Genomic DNA, 17,975 nt, shown 5'->3' with positions numbered 1-17,975 from the left:
AAATTGTATCGATGCGGCGGCGCTTGACCTCGCGCGCGCGCCGCAGCACACCCGCGGGCCATGGCCCTCTCCTCCTCCCGCAAGCGCAAGCCCGCGCGCGAAGCGACCCTCGCCGAGAATATCCGGTTCGTGATCGGGCTCGTGGTGTTCGCGGTGCTGCTCCGCAGCCTTCTGTTCGCCCCGTTCAGCATCCCCTCCGAATCGATGCTGCCGCGGCTCCTGATCGGCGATTATCTGTTCGTCGCGAAATGGCCCTATGGCTATTCGCGCTACAGCTTCCCCTTCGGCCCGCACCTGTTCGACGGACGGATCTTCGGCGGCGAGCCGAAGCGCGGCGACGTGGTCGTGTTCAAGGCGCCGCCGGGCAACGACGTCGACTATATCAAGCGGGTGATAGGCCTGCCGGGCGACATGGTGCAGATGAAGGCCGGGCAGCTGTTCCTCAACGGCGAGGCGGTGCCCAAGGCGCGTGTCGCCGATTTCCTGGTGCCGGTGACGCCGAACAGCCCGTGCCGCGAAAATCCCGGCGAGTTGCAGAAGCAGGAGGTGCTGAAGGACGGTAGCAGCGTCTGCCGCTATCCGCGCTTCCGCGAGACGCTGCCGGGCGGCAAGAGCTATGACGTGCTGGATACGGGCGATGCCGGGCAGGCGGACAACACCCCCGTCTATGTGGTGCCCGCCGGCCATCTCTTCCTGATGGGCGACAATCGCGATCACAGCGCCGACAGCCGCTTTCCCGCCGTGGAGGGCGGCGGCATCGGCTTCGTGCCGGAAGAGAATCTGGTCGGCCGCGCGATAGTGAATTTCTGGTCGACCGACGGATCGGCCAATTGGTTCCTGCCTTGGACCTGGTTCACCGCGGCGCGATGGAGCCGGATCGGCGAGGGCTTTTGAGGAGGCCTCGTCCCGCCGGCGGTGCGAACGGCTCTGCGGCCGGGCAGGGTGGTGATGCGATGAGCGAGGTTCCGGTCGACTGGCTGGAATCGATCCTGGGCCACCGGCCGCTGGATCCGGCGCTCTATGCCATGGCGCTGACCCATTCGAGCCACAGCGCCGCGGGCGACTATCAGCGGCTCGAATTCCTGGGCGATCGCGTGCTGGGCGTGACGGTGGCGGCCTGGCTCTACCGGCTCTTTCCGGGCGAGCCGGAGGGCAAGCTGTCCCGCCGCTTCAACGCGCTCGTCGCCGGCGGCACGTGCGCCGGCATCGCGCGGACGCTCGGCATTCCGAAACATCTGCGGCTCGGCAAGCAGGCACGCGACGACGGCGCCTCGGACAGCGACAATGTGCTGGGTGACGTCGTCGAGGCGCTGATCGGCGCCCTGTTCCTGGAAGGCGGGCTGTCCGTCGCCGAGCGTTTCATCCATCGCGCCTGGGGCGGCCTCGTCGAGACGCAGGACAGCGCGCCAAAGCACCCCAAGTCCGCGCTGCAGGAATGGGCGGCTGCGCATCGCTACCGCGGGCCGGCCTATACGCTGGTCAGCCGCAGCGGGCCGCATCATGCGCCCGTTTTCGTGGTGAAGGTGGAGATTCCGGGCCGCGCGGAAGCGAGCGCCGAGGGATCCTCCAAGCAGGAAGCGGAGACCGCGGCGGCGGAGAAGCTGCTGGCGATGCTGGCCTGATCCGGGCTATGGGCGGCGCCTTCGGAAATATCGAGGACAAGGAATGACGCAGCGATGCGGCCTGGTCGCCGTTGTCGGCGCACCGAATGCCGGCAAGTCGACGCTCGTGAACGCGCTGGTGGGCCAGAAGGTGGCGATCGTCAGCCCCAAGGCGCAGACCACGCGGGTGCGGCTGATGGGCGTGGCGCTGGAGGGCGAGAGCCAGATATTGCTCGTCGACACGCCGGGCATCTTCGAGCCGCGCCGCCGGCTCGACCGGGCGATGGTGGCGGCCGCCTGGGGCGGCGCGCAGGACGCGGACCTGATGGCGCTGGTGATCGACGCCAAGACTGGCATTACCCGCCGCATCGAGCCGCTGATCGAGACGCTGAAGGAGCGGCGCGAGCCCAAGCTCGTCATCCTCAACAAGGTGGACGTGACGGCCAAGGAGGAGCTGCTGGCGCTCGCGGTGCGCTTGTCCGAAGCGCTGGCGCCCGAGGCGGTCTTCATGGTCAGCGCGGCGACGGGCGATGGGGTGGCCGACCTCAAGGCTGATCTCGCCGCCCGCGTGCCGGAGGGGCCATGGCATTTCCCCGAGGACCAAGTGTCCGACGCGACCGACCGGATGCTCGCGGCGGAAGTGACGCGCGAGCAGATCTATCTGCAGCTTCACGCGGAGCTGCCCTATGCGAGCGCGGTCGAGACCGAGAAATATGAGGAACATCGCGACGGATCGGTGACGATCCACCAGCAGATCCTGGTCGCGCGCGATTCCCAGAAGGCGATCGTGCTGGGCAAGCGCGGCGCGCGCCTCAAGGAGATCGGCAGCCGTGCCCGCGCCGAGCTCGCCGCGCTGCTCGGCCGCAAGGTGCACCTCTTCCTCCACGTCAAGGTGAAGGCGGACTGGGAGGAGGATCGCGGCCTCTATCGCGAGATCGGCCTCGACTGGGTTGATTGAGGGGGCTGAGGTAATCCTCTCATCCCGTTTGGGCTGAGCTTGTCGAAGCCCTTTCCTTCTTCCCGATCGGCGCGAAAAAGAAGGGAAGGCTTCGACAAGCTCAGCCTGAACGGGTTGGGGGCCGCATCCCTTGAGCTGCCTTCACTGCAGCATCTCTTCCACCCAGGCGGGCACGAGGATGCTTGCCGGGCCTAGCCGGCTCTCGTCGAACAATGTGCTGCCGGCGGAGGGTTCCAGGTTCATCTCCAGCGTCTGTATGCCGTTGGAACGTACCTCCTGCACGAAGCCGGCGGCCGGATAAACCGCGCCGGACGTGCCGATCGAGACGAACAGGTCGCAGCGCTGGAGCGCGGCGTAGATCCGCTCCATCTCATAGGGCATCTCGCCGAAGAACACGATGTCGGGCCTGAGCCAGGCGCGGCCGCAGCCGGGGCAGGGCGGGCCGTCGCTCAGCGCCTCCGTCCAGGCCGTCCGCTCGCCGCAGGCCTCGCACAGCGCGGAGTGGAGCGCGCCGTGCATGTGAAGCAGCCGCGTCGCGCCCGCGCGCTCGTGCAGGTCGTCGACATTCTGGGTGACGATCAGCAGTTCGCCATCCCATTCGCGGTCCAGCCGGGCCAGCGCCTCATGTGCGGGATTGGGCGCCACGGTGCGTAGCGCCGCTCGCCGCAGATCGTAGAAATTCTGGACGAGCGCGCGGTCCCGGGCGAGCGCTTCGGGGGTGCAGATATCCTCGACCCGATGGCCTTCCCACAGGCCGCCCGGGCCGCGGAACGTGGCGAGGCCGCTCTCCGCGGAGATGCCGGCACCGGTGAGCACGACGATGTTGCGGATCGAAGCCATAACCCTCATGAAGCAGCGCCGTGGAGGAACTGCAAGACATATGACGACGATCGGAATCTTGGGCGCAGCCGGCCGCATGGGCCGGGCGATCGCGAGCGTGGCGGAGGCGCAGGGCATCTCCGTCGCGGGGGGCGTCGATCGTGAGGGGGCGGTGTTCGGCGGCCAAGCCGACGCGGCGGCGCTGGCCGAGGCGTGCGACGTGCTGATCGATTTCTCCGTGCCGGCTGCGCTCTCCGCCAATCTGGATGCGGCGCGGGCGGCGGGCACGCCGATCGTGGTCGGCACGACGGGGCTGGAGCCGGAGCATCATGCGCTGATCGACGCGGCAGCCAGGGACGTGGCGGTGCTGCAGACCGCGAACACCTCGCTCGGCGTCAACATATTGAAGGCGCTGGTCGAGCAGGCGGCAGCCAAGCTTGGGCCGGACTGGGACATCGAGATCGTCGAGATGCATCACCGCAACAAGCTCGACGCGCCGTCGGGCACGGCGCTGCTCCTCGGCGCGGCGGCGAACCGCGGGCGCGGAGCCGAGGACGGCTCCAGCCTCAACCGGCTCGATCGCATGGAAGCGGGCCTGGTCAAGCGCGAGGAAGGCGGCATCTATTACTCCAGCCTGCGCGGAGGATCCGTGGCCGGCGACCATATGGTGGTGTTCGCGGGCGACGACGAACGGATCGAGCTCGGCCATCGCGCCGAGAACCGCACGATCTTCGCGCGCGGCGCGCTCAAGGCGGCGCAGTGGCTCGCCGGCAAGCCGGCTGGCCGCTACGCGATGAACGACGTGCTGGGCCTGTGAAGAAGGCCGACATCTTCGAATTCTATCGCCGGCTGGCGGAGGCCAACCCTGCGCCGGAGACGGAGCTGGAAGCGGTCAACGACTATACGTTGCTGGTCGCCGTCGTCCTGTCCGCCCAGGCGACCGATGTCGGCGTCAACAAGGCGACCAAGGCGCTTTTCCGCGAGGTGACCACGCCGGAACAGATGGTGGAACTGGGGTTGGACGGGCTCAAGCAGCACATCCGCACCATCGGCTTGTTCAACACCAAGGCGAAGAACGTCATCGCGCTCTCCGAAGCGCTGATCGCCGAGCATGGCGGCAAGGTGCCCGCCGATCGCGATGCGCTGGAGAAATTGCCGGGCGTGGGACGCAAGACCGCCAATGTGGTGATGAACGTCGCGTTCGGGGCGGAAACCTTCGCCGTCGATACCCACATCTTCCGCGTCGGCAACCGCACCGGCCTTGCCCGCGGCAAGACGCCGCTGGCGGTGGAGAAGCATCTCGAGAAGGACACGCCGGCGCCCTTCCGCGTCCATGCTCATCACTGGTTAATCCTCCATGGCCGATACATCTGCAAGGCACGCAAGCCGGAATGCTGGCGCTGCCCTGTGATCGATCTGTGCGCGTACAAGCCGAAGACGCCGCCCCCTGCGACGGCAAAGGGATGACGGCGCCGAATCCGTCTCTCCAGCGTTGATGCAGGCGGCGTCTCGGGCGCTGGCATGTGGAGAAGGCAGGATGACCCCGAACAGGACATGGATGATGGTCGGACTGGCGGCGATGCTGGCCATTCCCGGTGGCGCGGCCATCGCGAAGGCGAAGGACGACTGGAAGGCGGCGACGCCCTCCGGTGCTCCCGTGGATTGCGTGCAGATCAACGCTATCCGCGAGACGCGGGTGCGGGACGATCGGACGATCGATTTCTACATGAATGGCAAGCAGGTGTACCGCAACGTGCTGCCCCAGAGCTGTTCGCAGCTCGGCTTCGAGAAGGCGTTCAGCTACGAGACGTCGCTGAGCAAGCTCTGCTCGGTGGACATCATCACGGTGCTTTACCAGGGCGGCGGCGGCCCGCGACGCGGCGCGAGCTGCGGGCTCGGCCAGTTCCAGCCGATCACCGGCGCGCCGCGTTGAGGCGGAGGCAGGCGGCGCCGACGCCGCTCGGTTCCCTGCCTTTCGTCACTTTTCCGAACGATGCTCTAGCGGAGGGCGCCGGGCTTTGCTAAGCGGCCCCTCCACGCACCCATAGCTCAGCTGGATAGAGCGCTGCCCTCCGAAGGCAGAGGCCAGAGGTTCGAATCCTCTTGGGTGCGCCAAAATTTCCCGGAAAACTGGCATTCGGCATCGATCTGCCTCATGGAACGTCGGCGGAGGGTTATCCACCACGCCGCACTATGCCTATTAAGGACATCGTCCTTAAAGTGACGGCTTCGCATTGGTTCAATGGGGAAGCCGTCGCAAAGCCAGATTGGAAGCCGGATCATGTCCGACGATGATTACGTCTATGATGAGGAAAGTGGAGAATGGCTTCCGGCCGCCGAACTGGCGGAGAAGCGGAAGGCCGCTTCGCAGGTCGAGGTGCGTGATGCCGTCGGCAATCTTCTGGCCGATGGCGATCAGGTGACGCTGATCAAGGATCTTGACGTCAAGGGTGCGGGGCAGACGCTCAAGCGCGGAACTTTGATCAAGTCGATCCGCTTGACCGGCGACGCCCAGGAGATCGATTGCAAATATGACGGGATCAAGGGTCTCGTCCTGCGTGCCGAGTTCGTTCGCAGACGCTGATGCCTGGAACGGTCCTGCCGCGGCCGTGACGGCCGCCCCCTATTCGGCCAAACGCCGCAGAAAGGCTGGCGGGACGTGTGCCGTCAGCCAGACTCCGTTGCTCGACAAGAGGAAGACGGCGCCGCTGTCGGCCAGCGCACCGGCCAAGACTTCGAGGATCACCGGTTCGCCGCGGCGCGCGCCGACCTTTTGCGCAGTGACGACGTCCGGCGAGAGGTGAACGTGATGGCGCGCGCCGGGGACGAGGCCCTGTTCCAGGATCGAGGGCAGGAAGCGATCGACCGTGCCGTGATAAAGGACGGCAGGCGGCGGCGTCTGGGGCCATTCTGCATCGATCTCGATCGAATGGCCCTGCCGCGCGCGGATGCGCGTGCCGTCGGGAGAAAGCTCGAACCGCTTCTTGTCGTTGGTTGCGACGACATGGGCGAGATCGTCCAGCCCATTGGGGAGGCGCGCGCGGCCGAGCGCGGCGAGCACGTCCGCCGTCCCCGCCCAGCCTGCACCGTCGAGCGTGAGTTGACCGGCCGCGGGATTGTGGCGGAGCCAGTATGACATTTTCTTCGATATGGTCTTGGTGTCTGTCATGCGCCCAATTCTAGCTGTCGATCATGCGCTAGTCATGTTCTCTTTTTGTCTCGCATCTTCGGGCACGGGCGACGCCATCTGAACGCTTGTGGATGAAGCGTGTCGCGGCTCGGGGTTGCTGGGGCCATATCTGTGCGCTTCCCGTCAAATCGGGCCATGATCTGTGCGCTGCTGCGTAGCGATTGACGGCTATGGTCGCGCATCCGCTTGCCGCTCGGTTGCGCCATCGGCTAATCGGTGCGCAACAGCATTGAGGAGCGGATGTGATGAAGCGGGCCGAGATCGAAGGAAAGCGGATCCTGATCACCGGGGCCACCGGGCAGTTCGCCAAGCCGGTGGTCGCCGCCTATGCCGGCAAGGCGCAGGTCTTCGCCGCCGCGCGCTACGGTAAGCAGGAGGATTGGGACGCGATCGCCGCGCTCGGCGCGACGCCGGTGCGGATCGACCTGTCCAATCCGGACAGCCTCGCCTCGTTGCCCGAGGTGGATTTCGTCGTGAACGCGGCGGTCGCCAAGTCGGGCGATTTCGAGCGGGACCTCAAGGAGAATGCGGAGGGCGTCGGCCACCTGATCGCGAAGAATCGCAACGTCCAGGCCTTCGTCCACATCTCGACGACCGGCGTCTATGCCTATGAGGGCCATCGTCCGCGCAAGGAGACGGACGCGCTCGGCGACAATCACCGCTCGATGATGCCGACCTATTCGATCGCGAAGATCGCGACCGAGAGCGTGGCGCGTTTCGCCGCCAAGGCGTTCGGCGTGCCGACGATCATCGCGCGGCTGAGCGTGCCTTATGGTGACAATGGCGGCTGGCCCTATTATCACCTGCTGGCGATGCAGGCCGGCGCGCCGATCACCGTGCATCCCGAGCGGCCGAACTATTACAACCCGCTGCATGTCGACGATTATGTCGAGAAGATCCCCTATCTGCTCGGCGCCGCCTCCAAGGACGTCGTCACCACCAATTTCGGCGGATCCCAGGCCGTCGCGATCGAGGAATGGTGCGCCTATATCGGCGAGAAGACCGGCCTCACCCCGATCTTTGAGGACAGTGCGCTGGCGTTCGGCGGCCTCGCGATCGATCCCACCAGGATGCATTCGCTGATCGGAGAGACCAAGGTCGACTGGCGCGACGGCATCGATCGCATGCTCCGCGCGCTGGCGCCGGATGCGGTGAAGACGCCGGCCTGAGGTGAGGGGAGTGCTCGCTTCTTAACCTTCTCCCGCTTGCGGGGGAAGGTTTGAGACCGATCACGACACGAGGAGTCGTCTTCGCGCGCGAAATTCGCTACCGGCCGGCGATGGATATCAGACCGACCGACCGGCCCGACCGGCGTACTTTTGCGATCATTTCCCACCCGGACGCGGGCAAGACCACGCTGACCGAGAAATTGCTGCTGTTCGGCGGCGCGATCCGGGCGGCGGGCGAGGTCAAGGCGCGGGGCGCCGCGCGGCGGGCGCGGTCCGACTGGATGAAGATCGAGCAGCAGCGCGGCATCTCCGTCACTTCCTCGGTGATGACGTTCGAGCGCGACGGGCTCACCTTCAACCTGCTCGACACGCCGGGCCACGAGGATTTCTCCGAAGACACCTATCGCACGCTGACCGCGGTCGATTCCGCGGTGATGGTGATCGACGCGGCACGCGGCATCGAGGCGCAGACACGCAAGCTGTTCGAGGTCTGCCGAATGCGTTCCGTGCCGATCATCACCTTCGTCAACAAGGTGGACCGCGAGGGCCGCGAGCCTTTCGCGCTGCTTGACGAGATCGCCGACCAGCTGGCGCTGGACGTGAGCCCGATGAACTGGCCGATCGGGATGGGCGGCCAGTTCGAGGGGTTGTACGATCTCGAGCATGACCGGCTGATGCGCCCCGCCGCGGATAATGCGCGGGGCTTCGAAGGCGATGTCGAGCAGCTGGGCGGGATGGACGATGCGAAGCTGGCGACGTTGATTTCGTCGCAAGGCCTGGCACTGTTGCGTGAGGAGGCGGAACTGGCGCAGGCCGGCTATGCGCCATTCGACGACACCGCCTATCGCCATGGCGACCTGACGCCGGTTTATTTCGGCTCCGCACTCAAGGATTTCGGCGTCGCCGAGCTGATCGACGCGCTCGCCCGCTTCGCGCCGAGCCCGCGGCCGCAGCCGGCCGATCCCGCGCCGATCTCGCCGGACGACGCGAACGTCACCGGCTTCATCTTCAAGGTGCAGGCCAATATGAACCCGATGCACCGGGACCGGGTGGCGTTCATGCGGCTCTGCTCGGGCAAGTTCCGCCGCGGCATGAAGCTCAACCAGATGGGCACCGGTAAGGCGATCGCGGTGCACAGCCCGATCCTGTTCTTCGCGCGTGAGCGCGAGGTGGCGGACGAAGCCTTCCCGGGCGACATCATCGGCATCCCCAATCACGGTACGCTGCGCGTTGGCGACACCCTGACCGACGGGCCGCCGGTGACGATCACCGGCCTGCCCAACTTCGCGCCCGAGATACTGCGCCGCGTCGCGCTCAAGGATCCGACCAAGACCAAGCAGCTGCGCAAGGCCCTGGACGATCTGGCCGAGGAGGGGATCATTCAGGTCTTCTATCCCTCGATCGGCGGACAGTGGATCGTCGGCGTGGTCGGCCAGCTCCAGCTCGAGGTGCTGATCTCGCGGCTCGAGGTGGAATATAAGGTGGATGCGGTGCTGGAGCCGTCGCCCTGGGATACGGCGCGCTGGATCTCCGCGGCGACGCCCGAGGAGCTCAAGGCCTTCACCGACCTGCACCGCGGCGCCCTCGCGGAGGACCGCGACGGCGCGCCGGTATTCATGGCGCGCGATACGTGGGAGCTGGGCTATGTCAGCGACCGCAACCGCGCGATCCGCTTTTCCGCGACCAAGGAACGCAACTGACGCAAGGAGCATCGAGATGGGCACGGACGTGATCCTGCCGGACGGCAGCGCTTTTCCGCAGATGGGGATGGGCGTGATGCTGATCCCGGACGCCGACGTGCCCGCTGCAATGCGGACGGCGGCCGATCTCGGCTATCGCGCCTTCGACACCGCGCCGGTCTATCGCAACGAGCCGGGTGTCGGGAACGGCATCCGCGGCTGCGGCGTGCCGCGCGAGCAGTTGTTCCTCACCACCAAGCTGTGGAACAGCCGCCAGGGCTATGACGAGGCTCTGAAGGCGTTCGACGAGAGCCTGGCGGCGCTCCGGCTCGACTATGTCGATCTCTATCTCATCCATTGGCCGGTGCCGAGGCAGGATCGCTATCTGGAGAGCTGGAAGGCGCTCGTCCGACTGAAAGAGGAAGGGCGCGCACGGCAGATCGGCGTCTCCAACTTCCTGCCCCACCACCTCGACCGCATCATCGGCGAGACCGGCGTGGTACCGGCGATGAACCAGATCGAGCTTCACCCGGCCTGGCAGCAGCGGGAGCTGCGCGCCTATCATGCGCGTCACGGCATCATTACCGAGGCGTGGAGCCCGCTCGGCCGCGGCGGCGCGCTCGCCGATCCGGTGATCGCCGGCATTGCCGCGCGGCTCGGCCGCTCGCCGGCGCAGGTGATCCTGCGCTGGATGACGCAGCAGGGCATATCCGTGATCCCCAAGGCTTCGTCGCAAGGCCATCTGCGCGAGAATCTCGAAAGCTTCGGCTTCGACCTCGATGCGGCGGACATCGCCGCGATCGAGGCGTTGGATGCTGCGGCCGGCCGCTTCGGCCCCGATCCAGAGACGTTCGATATGATGTGATGAGCGGCGACGAGCTACTGCTCGGCCAGCTCGATCCAGACCGGTGCGTGATCGCTGGTCTTCTCCCAGCCACGCACCTCGCGATCGACCTCTGCCCGGCGCAGCCGGGCGGCGAGGGGTGGGCTGAGCAGCAGATGATCGATGCGCAGCCCCGCATTGCGCGCGAAGGCGTTCCGGAAATAGTCCCAGAAGGTGTAGATGGTCTCGTCGGGATGGAGGCTGCGCAGCGCGTCGGTCCAGCCCTGCTCCAGCAGCCGGAAATAGGCGGCGCGCACCTCGGGGGCGAAGAGCGCGTCGTCGAGCCAACGCTCGGGCTTGTAGACGTCCCGCTCGGTCGGCATCACGTTGAAGTCGCCCGCCAGGATCACGGGCATGTCCGTCGCGATCAGCTCGGCCGCATGTGCGATCAGCCGGTCGAACCAGCGCAGCTTGTAATCGAATTTCGGCCCCGGTCGCGGATTGCCGTTGGGGAGATACAGGCCACCGATCAGCAGGCCGTTCACCGCCGCCTCAATGTACCGGCTGTGGCTGTCGTCCGGATCACCCGGCAGGCCGCGGCGCGTCTCGACCGGCGCGCCGACGCGGCTCAATATCGCTACGCCGTTCCAACTTTTCTGGCCGTGCCAGATCGCCTGATAGCCGGCGGCGGCGATCGCCTCGACCGGAAATTTCTCCTGCGGGGCCTTCAGCTCCTGCAGGCAAACGATGTCGGGCTCGGCCGTCTCGAGCCAGCGCAGCAGGACGGGGAGACGGCCATTGACGCCGTTCACATTGTAGGTCGCGATCTTCATCCGTAGACCAACGGATGGACGCCCACGCGGTTGCGGGCATGGTGACGAGAGGGAAACGGGATATAAGCGACGGCATGGGTGTTGATCCTCATGCCAATTGCAAGGAGGCCGGCATGCTCGAACATCTTCCGCGCTGGATCGGCGCGCTCATGCGCAATATCCGCGCGGGCCATTCGAAGCTGGTGATCGCCGATCCCGCGCTGGAGCTGGGCTCCGTCGTCATCGACCTGTCCAGCCCGGCCTTCGCCAATGGCGGAAGGTTGCCCGAGCGCTTCACCGCCGATGGTGAGGGCGTGTCGCCGCCACTGGTGTGGGGGCCGGTGCCGGCCGGGACCGCCTGCCTGGCGCTGATCGTCGAGGATCCGGACGCGCCGGCGCCCAATCCGCTGGTCCATGCCATCGTCTGGGCGATCCCGCCGGACGAGCATCGCCTGGCCGAGGGCGCGATCGTGCGCGATGGCGAGGGCGGGGCCGACGGCAGCGACGTCGGCCGCAACAGCGTCTTCGCCGAGGGCTGGCTGCCGCCCGATCCGCCGTCCGGCCATGGCTCGCACGACTATGTGTTCCAGCTCTTCGCGCTGGCGAGCACGCCGGATCTGGGCACCAATCCGGGGCGGTCGGAGATCACCAGCGCCCTAGCCGGGAACATCCTCGCCGCCGGCATGTTGGTCGGCACCTATTCGCGCGGCGAGCCTGCGCAGCTCGGCGGCGGTGCGCTGAACGCGGCGACGGCGTGATCGGTCCGCCAATGCGGCTCCGTTTGGGCTGAGCTTGTCGAAGCCCCTTCCTCTTCTGGCGAGCTTGAAAAGAAGGAGGGCTTCGACAAGCTCAGCCCGAACGGATGGGGGTGCTGCTCCACACTCACCCCTTCGGCAGCCCCGCGCGCAGTTCCTCGATCCACACGCTCGCCGTCCCGTCGGATGGCGCGCGCCAGTCGCCGCGCGGGCTGAGCGCGCCTCGGGTCGAGACTTTCGGCCCGTTGGGGATTGCCGATCGCTTGAACTGGCTGGTCTGGAAGAAACGAAACAGGAAGGATTCCAGCCATTTGGCGATGGTCGGCAGATCATAGGCGTTGCGTGCGTCCAGCGGGAAGCCGATTGGCCACAGCCCGGCCCCACTGTCCTTCCACGCGTGCCAGGCGAGGAAGGCGATCTTCGACGGCGGCAGGCCGTAGCGCACCGTATAGTGCAGGAAGAAATCGTGCAGCTCATAGGGGCCGATGCGCGACTGTGTGCTCTGGATCGCGCCGGTCGCGTCCGCCGGCACCAGCTCGGGCGAGATTTCGGTATTGAGGATCGCGGTCAGGATCCGGTCGGTCTCCGTGTCGAACTGGCCGGTCTGGACGCACCAGCGGATCAGGAACTGGATCAGCGTCTTGGGCACGCCGCAGTTCACCGCATAGTGGTTCATCTGATCGCCGACGCCATAGGTGCACCAGCCGAGCGCCAGCTCGGACAGGTCGCCGGTGCCGACCACGAAGCCGCCGCGCTGATTGGCGAGACGGAACAGATAGTCGGTCCGAAGCCCTGCCTGCACATTCTCGAAGGTGATGTCGTAGACCGGCTCGCCCGCCGAGAAGGGGTGGCCCATGTCCGCCAGCATCTGGCGCGCGGCCGGGCGGATGTCGATCTCCGCCGCCTCGATGCCGAGCGCGCGCATCAGTGCCCAGGCATTGCTCTTGGTCTCCTCGCCGGTGGCGAAGCCGGGCATCGTGTAGCCGAGGATCGCGGTGCGCGGCAGGCCCAGGCGGTCGCAGGCCTTGGCCGCGACGATCAGCGCGTGGGTGGAATCGAGCCCGCCCGAAATGCCGATCACCATCTTGCCGCCCGGCGTCGAGCGGAAGCGCTTGGCGAGGCCTTCCACCTGAATGTTGAACGCCTCGTAGCAATCCTCGTCCAGCCGATGCGGATCGTTCGGCACGAAGGGGAAGCGGCGCAGCGCGCGCCTGAGGCCGCGATCGCCATGGTCCGGTCGGTGCGTAAAGGCGATACGGCGGAAACGCGTCTCGGGATGGCCGGCGGCGGCGGCGGCGTCGTTGAAGGTGCCGAAGCGCATGCGCTCCAGCCGCAGCCGCTGCACGTCCACGTCCGCGACGATGATCTCGGGATCGTCTCCGAAGCGCGAGGATTCCGCCAGCGCCTCGCCCAGCTCGTGGATCATCGCCTGGCCGTCCCAGGCGAGATCGGTGGTGCTCTCGCCCGGCCCGGCGGCCGAATAGACATAGGCGGCGATAGCGCGCGCGGATTGGGCGGCGCCCAGCAGCTCGCGCTCGCGCGCCTTGCCGATGGTGATGTTGGAGGCGGAGAGATTGCACAGGATCAGCGCGCCGGCCAGCGCGCCCATCGTCGACGGCGGGGTCGGCGCCCAATAATCCTCGCAAATCTCGATATGGAACACGAAATCCCGAAGATCCGACGCCGCGAAGATCAGGTCGGTGCCGAACGGCACGCTCTGCCCGGCTACGTCGATCGTGAGCCCGGTCAGGCCGACACCGGGGGCGAACCAGCGCTTTTCATAATATTCGCGATAATTGGGCAGGAAGCTTTTCGGCACCACGCCCAGTATCGCGCCCCGCGCGATCACCAGGGCGCAATTGTAGAGCCGTCCGGCACGGCGCAGCGGTGCGCCGACCACCAACACTGGCGCGAGGTCGGCGCTTTCGGCGCAGAGCCGCGCGATGCCCGCCTCCACCGCATCCAGCATCACATCCTGCAGATGCAGGTCGTCGATCGCGTAGGAGGAAAGGCCGAGCTCGGGAAAGACGATGATATCGGTGCTCTGCGCCGCGCCCTCGCGCGCCATGGCCAAAGTTGCCTCGATATTGGCGGGAACGTCCCCGGCGGTGGCGGCTGGCGTCGCCGCGGCCACGCGCACCAGACCTTGCGCGTGGATCGAATAGAAGCGCTCGCCGCTCACGCCGTCTTCTCCTTGCCGAACCGGATGCGATGGTCCCCTAAACGATCGACAGGCGGGTTGCACCCTTTCCATGCTTGGACCCGTGTGAACACGGCATTTGGATGTTGCGGCCATTGGGTGCAGCATGAAGCTGGCGGGGCAAGGTCGCCGGGAGGACAAGAGACATGATGCTGGATCGCCGGACTTTCCTGGGGACGGGCGCCGCGCTGGCGCTGACCGCCCCGCTGCATGCGGCGCTGTCCGGGACGCTGGACATCGCTCTCGTCAACGGCAGCGTCTGGACCGGCCGGCGGGGCGCTCCTCGCGAAACCGCGATCGGCATCGTCGGCGAACGGATCGCCGCGGTCGGTGCCGGACCTGTGCGTGCGCGGATCGGAAAGCGTACCCGGGTGATCGACCTCGGCGGCGCCTTCGTGATGCCGGCTTTCACCGACAACCATACCCACTTCCTGCGCGGTGCCGTGACGCTGACACAGGCCGATCTCCTGAGCGCCAAGGACCGCCGGGATTTCGCCGACCGGCTGGGCGCGGTGGCACGGGCGCGGCCGGGCAAGTGGATCCTCGGCGGCACCTGGGACGAGCAGCGGCTCGGCGGCGAACTGCCGACCCGCGAATGGATCGATGCCGCCACCGGCGATACGCCCGTCGCGGTGCCTCGCACCGATCTGCATACCTATCTGCTCAATTCGGCGGCGCTGAAGCTGGTGGGCATCACCCGCGACACGCCGGATCCGGCCGGCGGCGTGATCGTGCGCGATGCAAAGGGCGAGCCGACCGGCATCCTCAAGGACAATGCCAAGGAACTCGCCGATCGCGTGATCCCGGAGCTCAGCGATGCCGATGCCGATGCGGCGATGCGCGGCGGCATCGCGCATGGCCTCAGCAAGGGTGTGGCGCAGGTCCACAATCCCGAGATCGACTGGAAGACGTACGAATCGCTCCGTCGCCTGCGGGCGGCGGGCGAGACCGGCCTGCGCTTCTATGCGATGGTGCCGCTGGTCGACTGGGAGAAGATGGTGCAGATCGTCGCCCGGGAAGGGCGCGGCGACGATTGGGTGCGCTGGGGAGCCGTGAAGGGGCTGGCGGACGGATCGCTCGGCTCGCGCACCGCCGTGTTCACGGATCCCTATGCCGATGCGCCGGACCAGCGCGGCGTGCGCGTGACCAGCCTTGCGAATCTGCGCGAATGGATCGGCGCGGCGGATGCGCACGGGCTGCACTGCGCGACCCATGCGATCGGCGATCAGGCCAATGACGACATTCTCGACATCTATCAGGCCGTCGCCGCCGCCAACGGCCCGAAGGACCGGCGCTTCCGCATCGAGCATGCGCAGCATCTCCATCCCGCCTCGATCGGACGCTTCGCGCGGCAGAAGGTGATCGCCTCGGTGCAGCCTTTCCATGCGATCGACGACGGGCGCTGGGCGGTGAAGCGGATCGGGCCGGCGCGCCTCAATGGCACCTATGCCTTCCACGCGCTGATCGCGAGCGGGGCGACCGTCACCTTCGGTTCGGATTGGCCGGTGGCGCCGCTGGATCCGCTGACCGGCGTCTATGCCGCGATCACCCGCCGCACCATCGACGGAGCCAATCCGGGCGGCTGGCTGCCCGACCAGAAGGTCACGGCCGAACAGGCGCTGATCGCCTATACGCAGAGCAATGCCTATGCCGGCTTCATGGAGGATCGCACCGGCATGATCGCGCCCGGCTATTATGCCGACATCACCGTGCTGGACGGAGATCTGCTTGCAATCGATCCGCTCAAGATCCCCGACGTCAAGGTGCTGCACACCTTCGTGGGAGGCAAGCAGCGCTTCGGCGAGGGGGCGTAGACCAGGTCGCCACGCCGACTTTCGTCGGGCGAGGCCGGATAGCGAACCGCCCCTTACTCCGCCTCGCTCCGGATCGGCCGCGAGAGCAGTTCGCCGATCACCTCGCGCACGCTCGCCCGGCCGGCGAGCAGGGCGCAGACCGCGTCCGCGATCGGCATGTCGACGCCCGCTGCGCGCGCCGCCTCGGCGAGCACCGGCGCCGTGAAGGCGCCCTCGGCAACGGTCCTGCGATCGGCGAGCAGTTCTGCCGCAGGCCTTCCTTCGCCCAGCCCCTTGCCGAGCGAGAAGTTGCGCGAACTGGTCGAGGAGCAGGTGAGCACGAGATCGCCGAGCCCGGAGAGACCGGCGAGCGTTTCCAGCCGCGCACCGCGGGCGAGGCCGAAGCGGCTCATCTCGGCAAAGCCGCGCGAGATCAAGGCTGCGCGCGCATTCTGGCCCAGCCCTGCGCCCTCCACCACGCCGCAGGCGATGGCGAGCACGTTCTTGACCGCGCCGCCGATCTCGGCCCCGATCACATCCTCCGACAGATAAGGCCGGAAGGAGGGGCGGGCGAGCCGATCGGCCAAGCCGGAGCCGAGTGTCGCGTCGCTGCAGGCGAGCGTGATCGCGGTCGGCAGGCCGGCGGCCACCTCATGCGCGAAGGTCGGCCCGGACAGCACTGCAATCGGCGCATCGGGCCGGATCTCGGTGGCGACTTCGGACATCAGCAGGCGGCTGCCTGCCTCGATCCCCTTGGCGCAGAGCAGGAGTGGACGCGGGCCACCCGGCACGCTGGCGAGCACGCTGCGCAGATGCTGTGCCGGCGTCACCACCAGCAGCGCGTCGCAGGCCGCGAGCGCGGTCAGATCGTTGGTCGCGCGGATGGCGGGCGACAGTGGCACGCCGGCCAGATAGGCAGCGTTCTCGTGCGTGTCGTTGATCGCCGCAACGACGTCGGGCTCGCGCGCCCATAGCAAAGTATCGCGTCCGTCCGCGGCCGCGACCTGGGCGAGGGCGGTACCCCAGGCGCCTGCGCCGAGCACGCCGATTGTCTCATATGTCCGAGCCATCGCTCTCTCCTGCTCGTCGGTCCGGCTCAGGCCTTCACGCCTGCGCCGCGCGCCTTCTCGGCGGTCGGATCGAGCGGCCAGCGTGCCCGCGCGGGCGCGTCCAGCGTGTCGATCAGCCCTTCGCGATAGCGCTCGCAGCCGGCCCAGGCGATCATCGCCGCATTGTCCGTGCACAGCCAGAGTGGCGGCGCGGAAAAGGGAATGTCGCGCTCCTGCGCCAGGCGCTGCAGCGCGCTGCGCACGGCGCCGTTGGCGGCAACGCCGCCTGCCACGACGAGTGCGGTCGCCCTTGGCGAGACGGCGAGGGCGCGGCGGGTACGGTCGATCAGGCAATCGACCACCGCCTGCTGGAAGGAGGCGGCGATGTCCTCGGCGCGATGGAGCCCGGCATCTCGCGCGCGCAGCACGGCGCTCTTGAGCCCGGCGAAGGAGAAATGCGGCTCCTGCGACCCGATCAGCGGGCGCGGCAGCGGCACTGCACGCGGGTCGCCGGCCCGCGCCGCCTGCTCGACGGCCGGTCCGCCCGGGAAGCCGAGGCCGAGCAGCTTGGCCGTCTTGTCGAAGGCCTCGCCCGCGGCATCGTCGATAGTCGTCGCCAGGCGGCGGTAGCGACCCACTCCCTCCACGAACAGCAGCTGGCAATGGCCGCCCGAAACGAGCAGCAGCATATAGGGAAAGCCGAGCTCAGGATCGGCGAGGCGCGGCGAGAGGGCGTGACCTTCGAGATGGTTGACCGCGACCAGCGGCTTGCCGGTCGCCAGCGCCAATGCCTTGCCGGTGACGAGGCCGACCATGACGCCGCCGATGAGGCCCGGCCCCGCGGTCGCTGCGATCGCGTCGACGGCATCGAGCGCGATGCCGGCATCGTCCAGCGCCGCCGCGACCAGGGGTGTCAGCATCTCGACGTGCGCGCGCGCGGCGATTTCCGGTACGACACCCCCGAAGGGCCGATGCGCAGCTTCCTGGCCGGCCAGGCGATGGGCAAGAATTCGCCGCTCACCCGTCACCAGTGCCGCTGCCGTCTCGTCGCAGCTCGATTCAAGTCCCAGAATCAGAGTCATCTGGCGCCTCCCTGCACCGGCACGGCATCGGGAGCAAGCGGTGGC

At 67.4% G+C, this 17,975-nt stretch carries 18 protein-coding genes and 1 tRNA gene; 13 read left to right on the top strand and 6 right to left on the bottom strand.

Annotation, left to right across the window (positions count from 1 at the left end):
* Positions 1-60: 60 nt before the first annotated feature.
* The 3 genes from lepB to era are packed head-to-tail and all read left to right on the top strand — an operon-like array spanning position 61 to position 2,559.
* Positions 61-894: a signal peptidase I gene (lepB, locus tag GQY20_RS07040; RefSeq protein ID WP_157216364.1), complete on the top strand. Its 834-nt coding sequence runs from the start codon at positions 61-63 to the stop codon at positions 892-894.
* 59 nt (positions 895-953) lie between these two features.
* Complete coding sequence (rnc, locus tag GQY20_RS07035; protein WP_232475929.1) at positions 954-1,622, top strand: ribonuclease III; 669 nt, start codon at positions 954-956, stop codon at positions 1,620-1,622.
* A 43-nt stretch (positions 1,623-1,665) separates the two neighbouring features.
* Positions 1,666-2,559, top strand: coding sequence for a GTPase Era (gene era, locus GQY20_RS07030; protein WP_157216363.1), 894 nt, complete (start codon positions 1,666-1,668; stop codon positions 2,557-2,559).
* Between the two features lie 141 nt (positions 2,560-2,700).
* On the opposite strand, the gene GQY20_RS07025 is transcribed toward era, so the two are convergent.
* On the bottom strand, positions 2,701-3,399 hold the full coding sequence (locus GQY20_RS07025) for an NAD-dependent deacylase (RefSeq protein ID WP_157216789.1): 699 nt from the start codon (positions 3,397-3,399) through the stop codon (positions 2,701-2,703).
* Between the two features lie 40 nt (positions 3,400-3,439).
* Here GQY20_RS07025 and dapB point away from each other — a divergent pair, with 40 nt between their 5' ends.
* The 5 genes from dapB (at position 3,440) to GQY20_RS07000 (ending at position 5,962) form a co-directional block, all read left to right on the top strand.
* On the top strand, positions 3,440-4,195 hold the full coding sequence (dapB, locus tag GQY20_RS07020; protein ID WP_157216362.1) for a 4-hydroxy-tetrahydrodipicolinate reductase: 756 nt from the start codon (positions 3,440-3,442) through the stop codon (positions 4,193-4,195).
* Positions 4,192-4,845: an endonuclease III gene (nth, locus tag GQY20_RS07015; RefSeq protein ID WP_157216361.1), complete on the top strand. Its 654-nt coding sequence runs from the start codon at positions 4,192-4,194 to the stop codon at positions 4,843-4,845. The genes dapB and nth overlap by 4 nt, the downstream gene beginning before the upstream one ends.
* 70 nt (positions 4,846-4,915) lie before the next feature.
* Positions 4,916-5,311, top strand: coding sequence for a hypothetical protein (locus GQY20_RS07010; protein ID WP_232475928.1), 396 nt, complete (start codon positions 4,916-4,918; stop codon positions 5,309-5,311).
* Positions 5,312-5,416: 105 nt separating this feature from the next.
* Positions 5,417-5,493, top strand: a tRNA-Arg gene (locus tag GQY20_RS07005).
* A gap of 166 nt (positions 5,494-5,659) precedes the next feature.
* Complete coding sequence (locus GQY20_RS07000) at positions 5,660-5,962, top strand: alkylphosphonate utilization protein (RefSeq protein WP_157216360.1); 303 nt, start codon at positions 5,660-5,662, stop codon at positions 5,960-5,962.
* 39 nt (positions 5,963-6,001) lie between these two features.
* Here the strand turns inward: GQY20_RS07000 and GQY20_RS06995 are convergent, their stop codons facing one another.
* Positions 6,002-6,547 (bottom strand): RNA 2'-phosphotransferase, encoded by a 546-nt coding sequence (locus GQY20_RS06995; protein WP_157216359.1) that lies wholly within the window; start codon positions 6,545-6,547, stop codon positions 6,002-6,004.
* Between the two features lie 266 nt (positions 6,548-6,813).
* Here GQY20_RS06995 and GQY20_RS06990 point away from each other — a divergent pair, with 266 nt between their 5' ends.
* The 3 genes from GQY20_RS06990 to GQY20_RS06980 all read left to right on the top strand — a co-directional run bounded on the left by GQY20_RS06990 (position 6,814) and on the right by GQY20_RS06980 (position 10,281).
* Positions 6,814-7,737, top strand: coding sequence for an NAD-dependent epimerase/dehydratase family protein (locus GQY20_RS06990; RefSeq protein WP_157216358.1), 924 nt, complete (start codon positions 6,814-6,816; stop codon positions 7,735-7,737).
* Positions 7,738-7,847: 110 nt separating this feature from the next.
* Positions 7,848-9,437 carry a peptide chain release factor 3 gene (locus GQY20_RS06985; protein ID WP_157216357.1) on the top strand — a complete coding sequence of 530 codons (1,590 nt, stop codon included), beginning with the start codon at positions 7,848-7,850 and terminating at the stop codon, positions 9,435-9,437.
* 16 nt (positions 9,438-9,453) lie between these two features.
* The gene (locus GQY20_RS06980) at positions 9,454-10,281 is read left to right on the top strand and encodes an aldo/keto reductase (RefSeq protein ID WP_157216356.1); all 828 of its coding nucleotides are present in this window, start codon (positions 9,454-9,456) and stop codon (positions 10,279-10,281) included.
* 14 nt (positions 10,282-10,295) lie between these two features.
* Here the strand turns inward: GQY20_RS06980 and xth are convergent, their stop codons facing one another.
* The gene (xth, locus tag GQY20_RS06975; protein ID WP_157216355.1) at positions 10,296-11,072 is read right to left on the bottom strand and encodes an exodeoxyribonuclease III; all 777 of its coding nucleotides are present in this window, start codon (positions 11,070-11,072) and stop codon (positions 10,296-10,298) included.
* A gap of 113 nt (positions 11,073-11,185) precedes the next feature.
* On the opposite strand from xth, the gene GQY20_RS06970 reads away from it, so the two are divergent.
* Positions 11,186-11,809: a YbhB/YbcL family Raf kinase inhibitor-like protein gene (locus GQY20_RS06970; protein WP_157216354.1), complete on the top strand. Its 624-nt coding sequence runs from the start codon at positions 11,186-11,188 to the stop codon at positions 11,807-11,809.
* A 124-nt stretch (positions 11,810-11,933) separates the two neighbouring features.
* Here the strand turns inward: GQY20_RS06970 and GQY20_RS06965 are convergent, their stop codons facing one another.
* Positions 11,934-13,988: an NAD(+) synthase gene (locus tag GQY20_RS06965; protein WP_232475927.1), complete on the bottom strand. Its 2,055-nt coding sequence runs from the start codon at positions 13,986-13,988 to the stop codon at positions 11,934-11,936.
* Positions 13,989-14,152: 164 nt separating this feature from the next.
* On the opposite strand from GQY20_RS06965, the gene GQY20_RS06960 reads away from it, so the two are divergent.
* On the top strand, positions 14,153-15,820 hold the full coding sequence (locus GQY20_RS06960) for an amidohydrolase (RefSeq protein ID WP_232475926.1): 1,668 nt from the start codon (positions 14,153-14,155) through the stop codon (positions 15,818-15,820).
* 53 nt (positions 15,821-15,873) lie between these two features.
* On the opposite strand, the gene GQY20_RS06955 is transcribed toward GQY20_RS06960, so the two are convergent.
* Positions 15,874-16,869 (bottom strand): NAD(P)H-dependent glycerol-3-phosphate dehydrogenase, encoded by a 996-nt coding sequence (locus GQY20_RS06955; RefSeq protein WP_157216352.1) that lies wholly within the window; start codon positions 16,867-16,869, stop codon positions 15,874-15,876.
* A 26-nt stretch (positions 16,870-16,895) separates the two neighbouring features.
* Entirely contained in the window at positions 16,896-17,930 is a 1,035-nt protein-coding gene (gene tsaD / locus GQY20_RS06950; protein WP_157216351.1) for a tRNA (adenosine(37)-N6)-threonylcarbamoyltransferase complex transferase subunit TsaD, read from the bottom strand.
* Positions 17,931-17,975 lie beyond the last annotated feature (45 nt).

Origin of the sequence: Flavisphingomonas formosensis, assembly GCF_009755815.1 — a bacterium.
Lineage (GTDB): Bacteria > Pseudomonadota > Alphaproteobacteria > Sphingomonadales > Sphingomonadaceae > Flavisphingomonas > Flavisphingomonas formosensis.
Note: the sequence above shows the minus strand (reverse complement) of the source record. Positions and strands in the feature narration are given on the sequence as shown.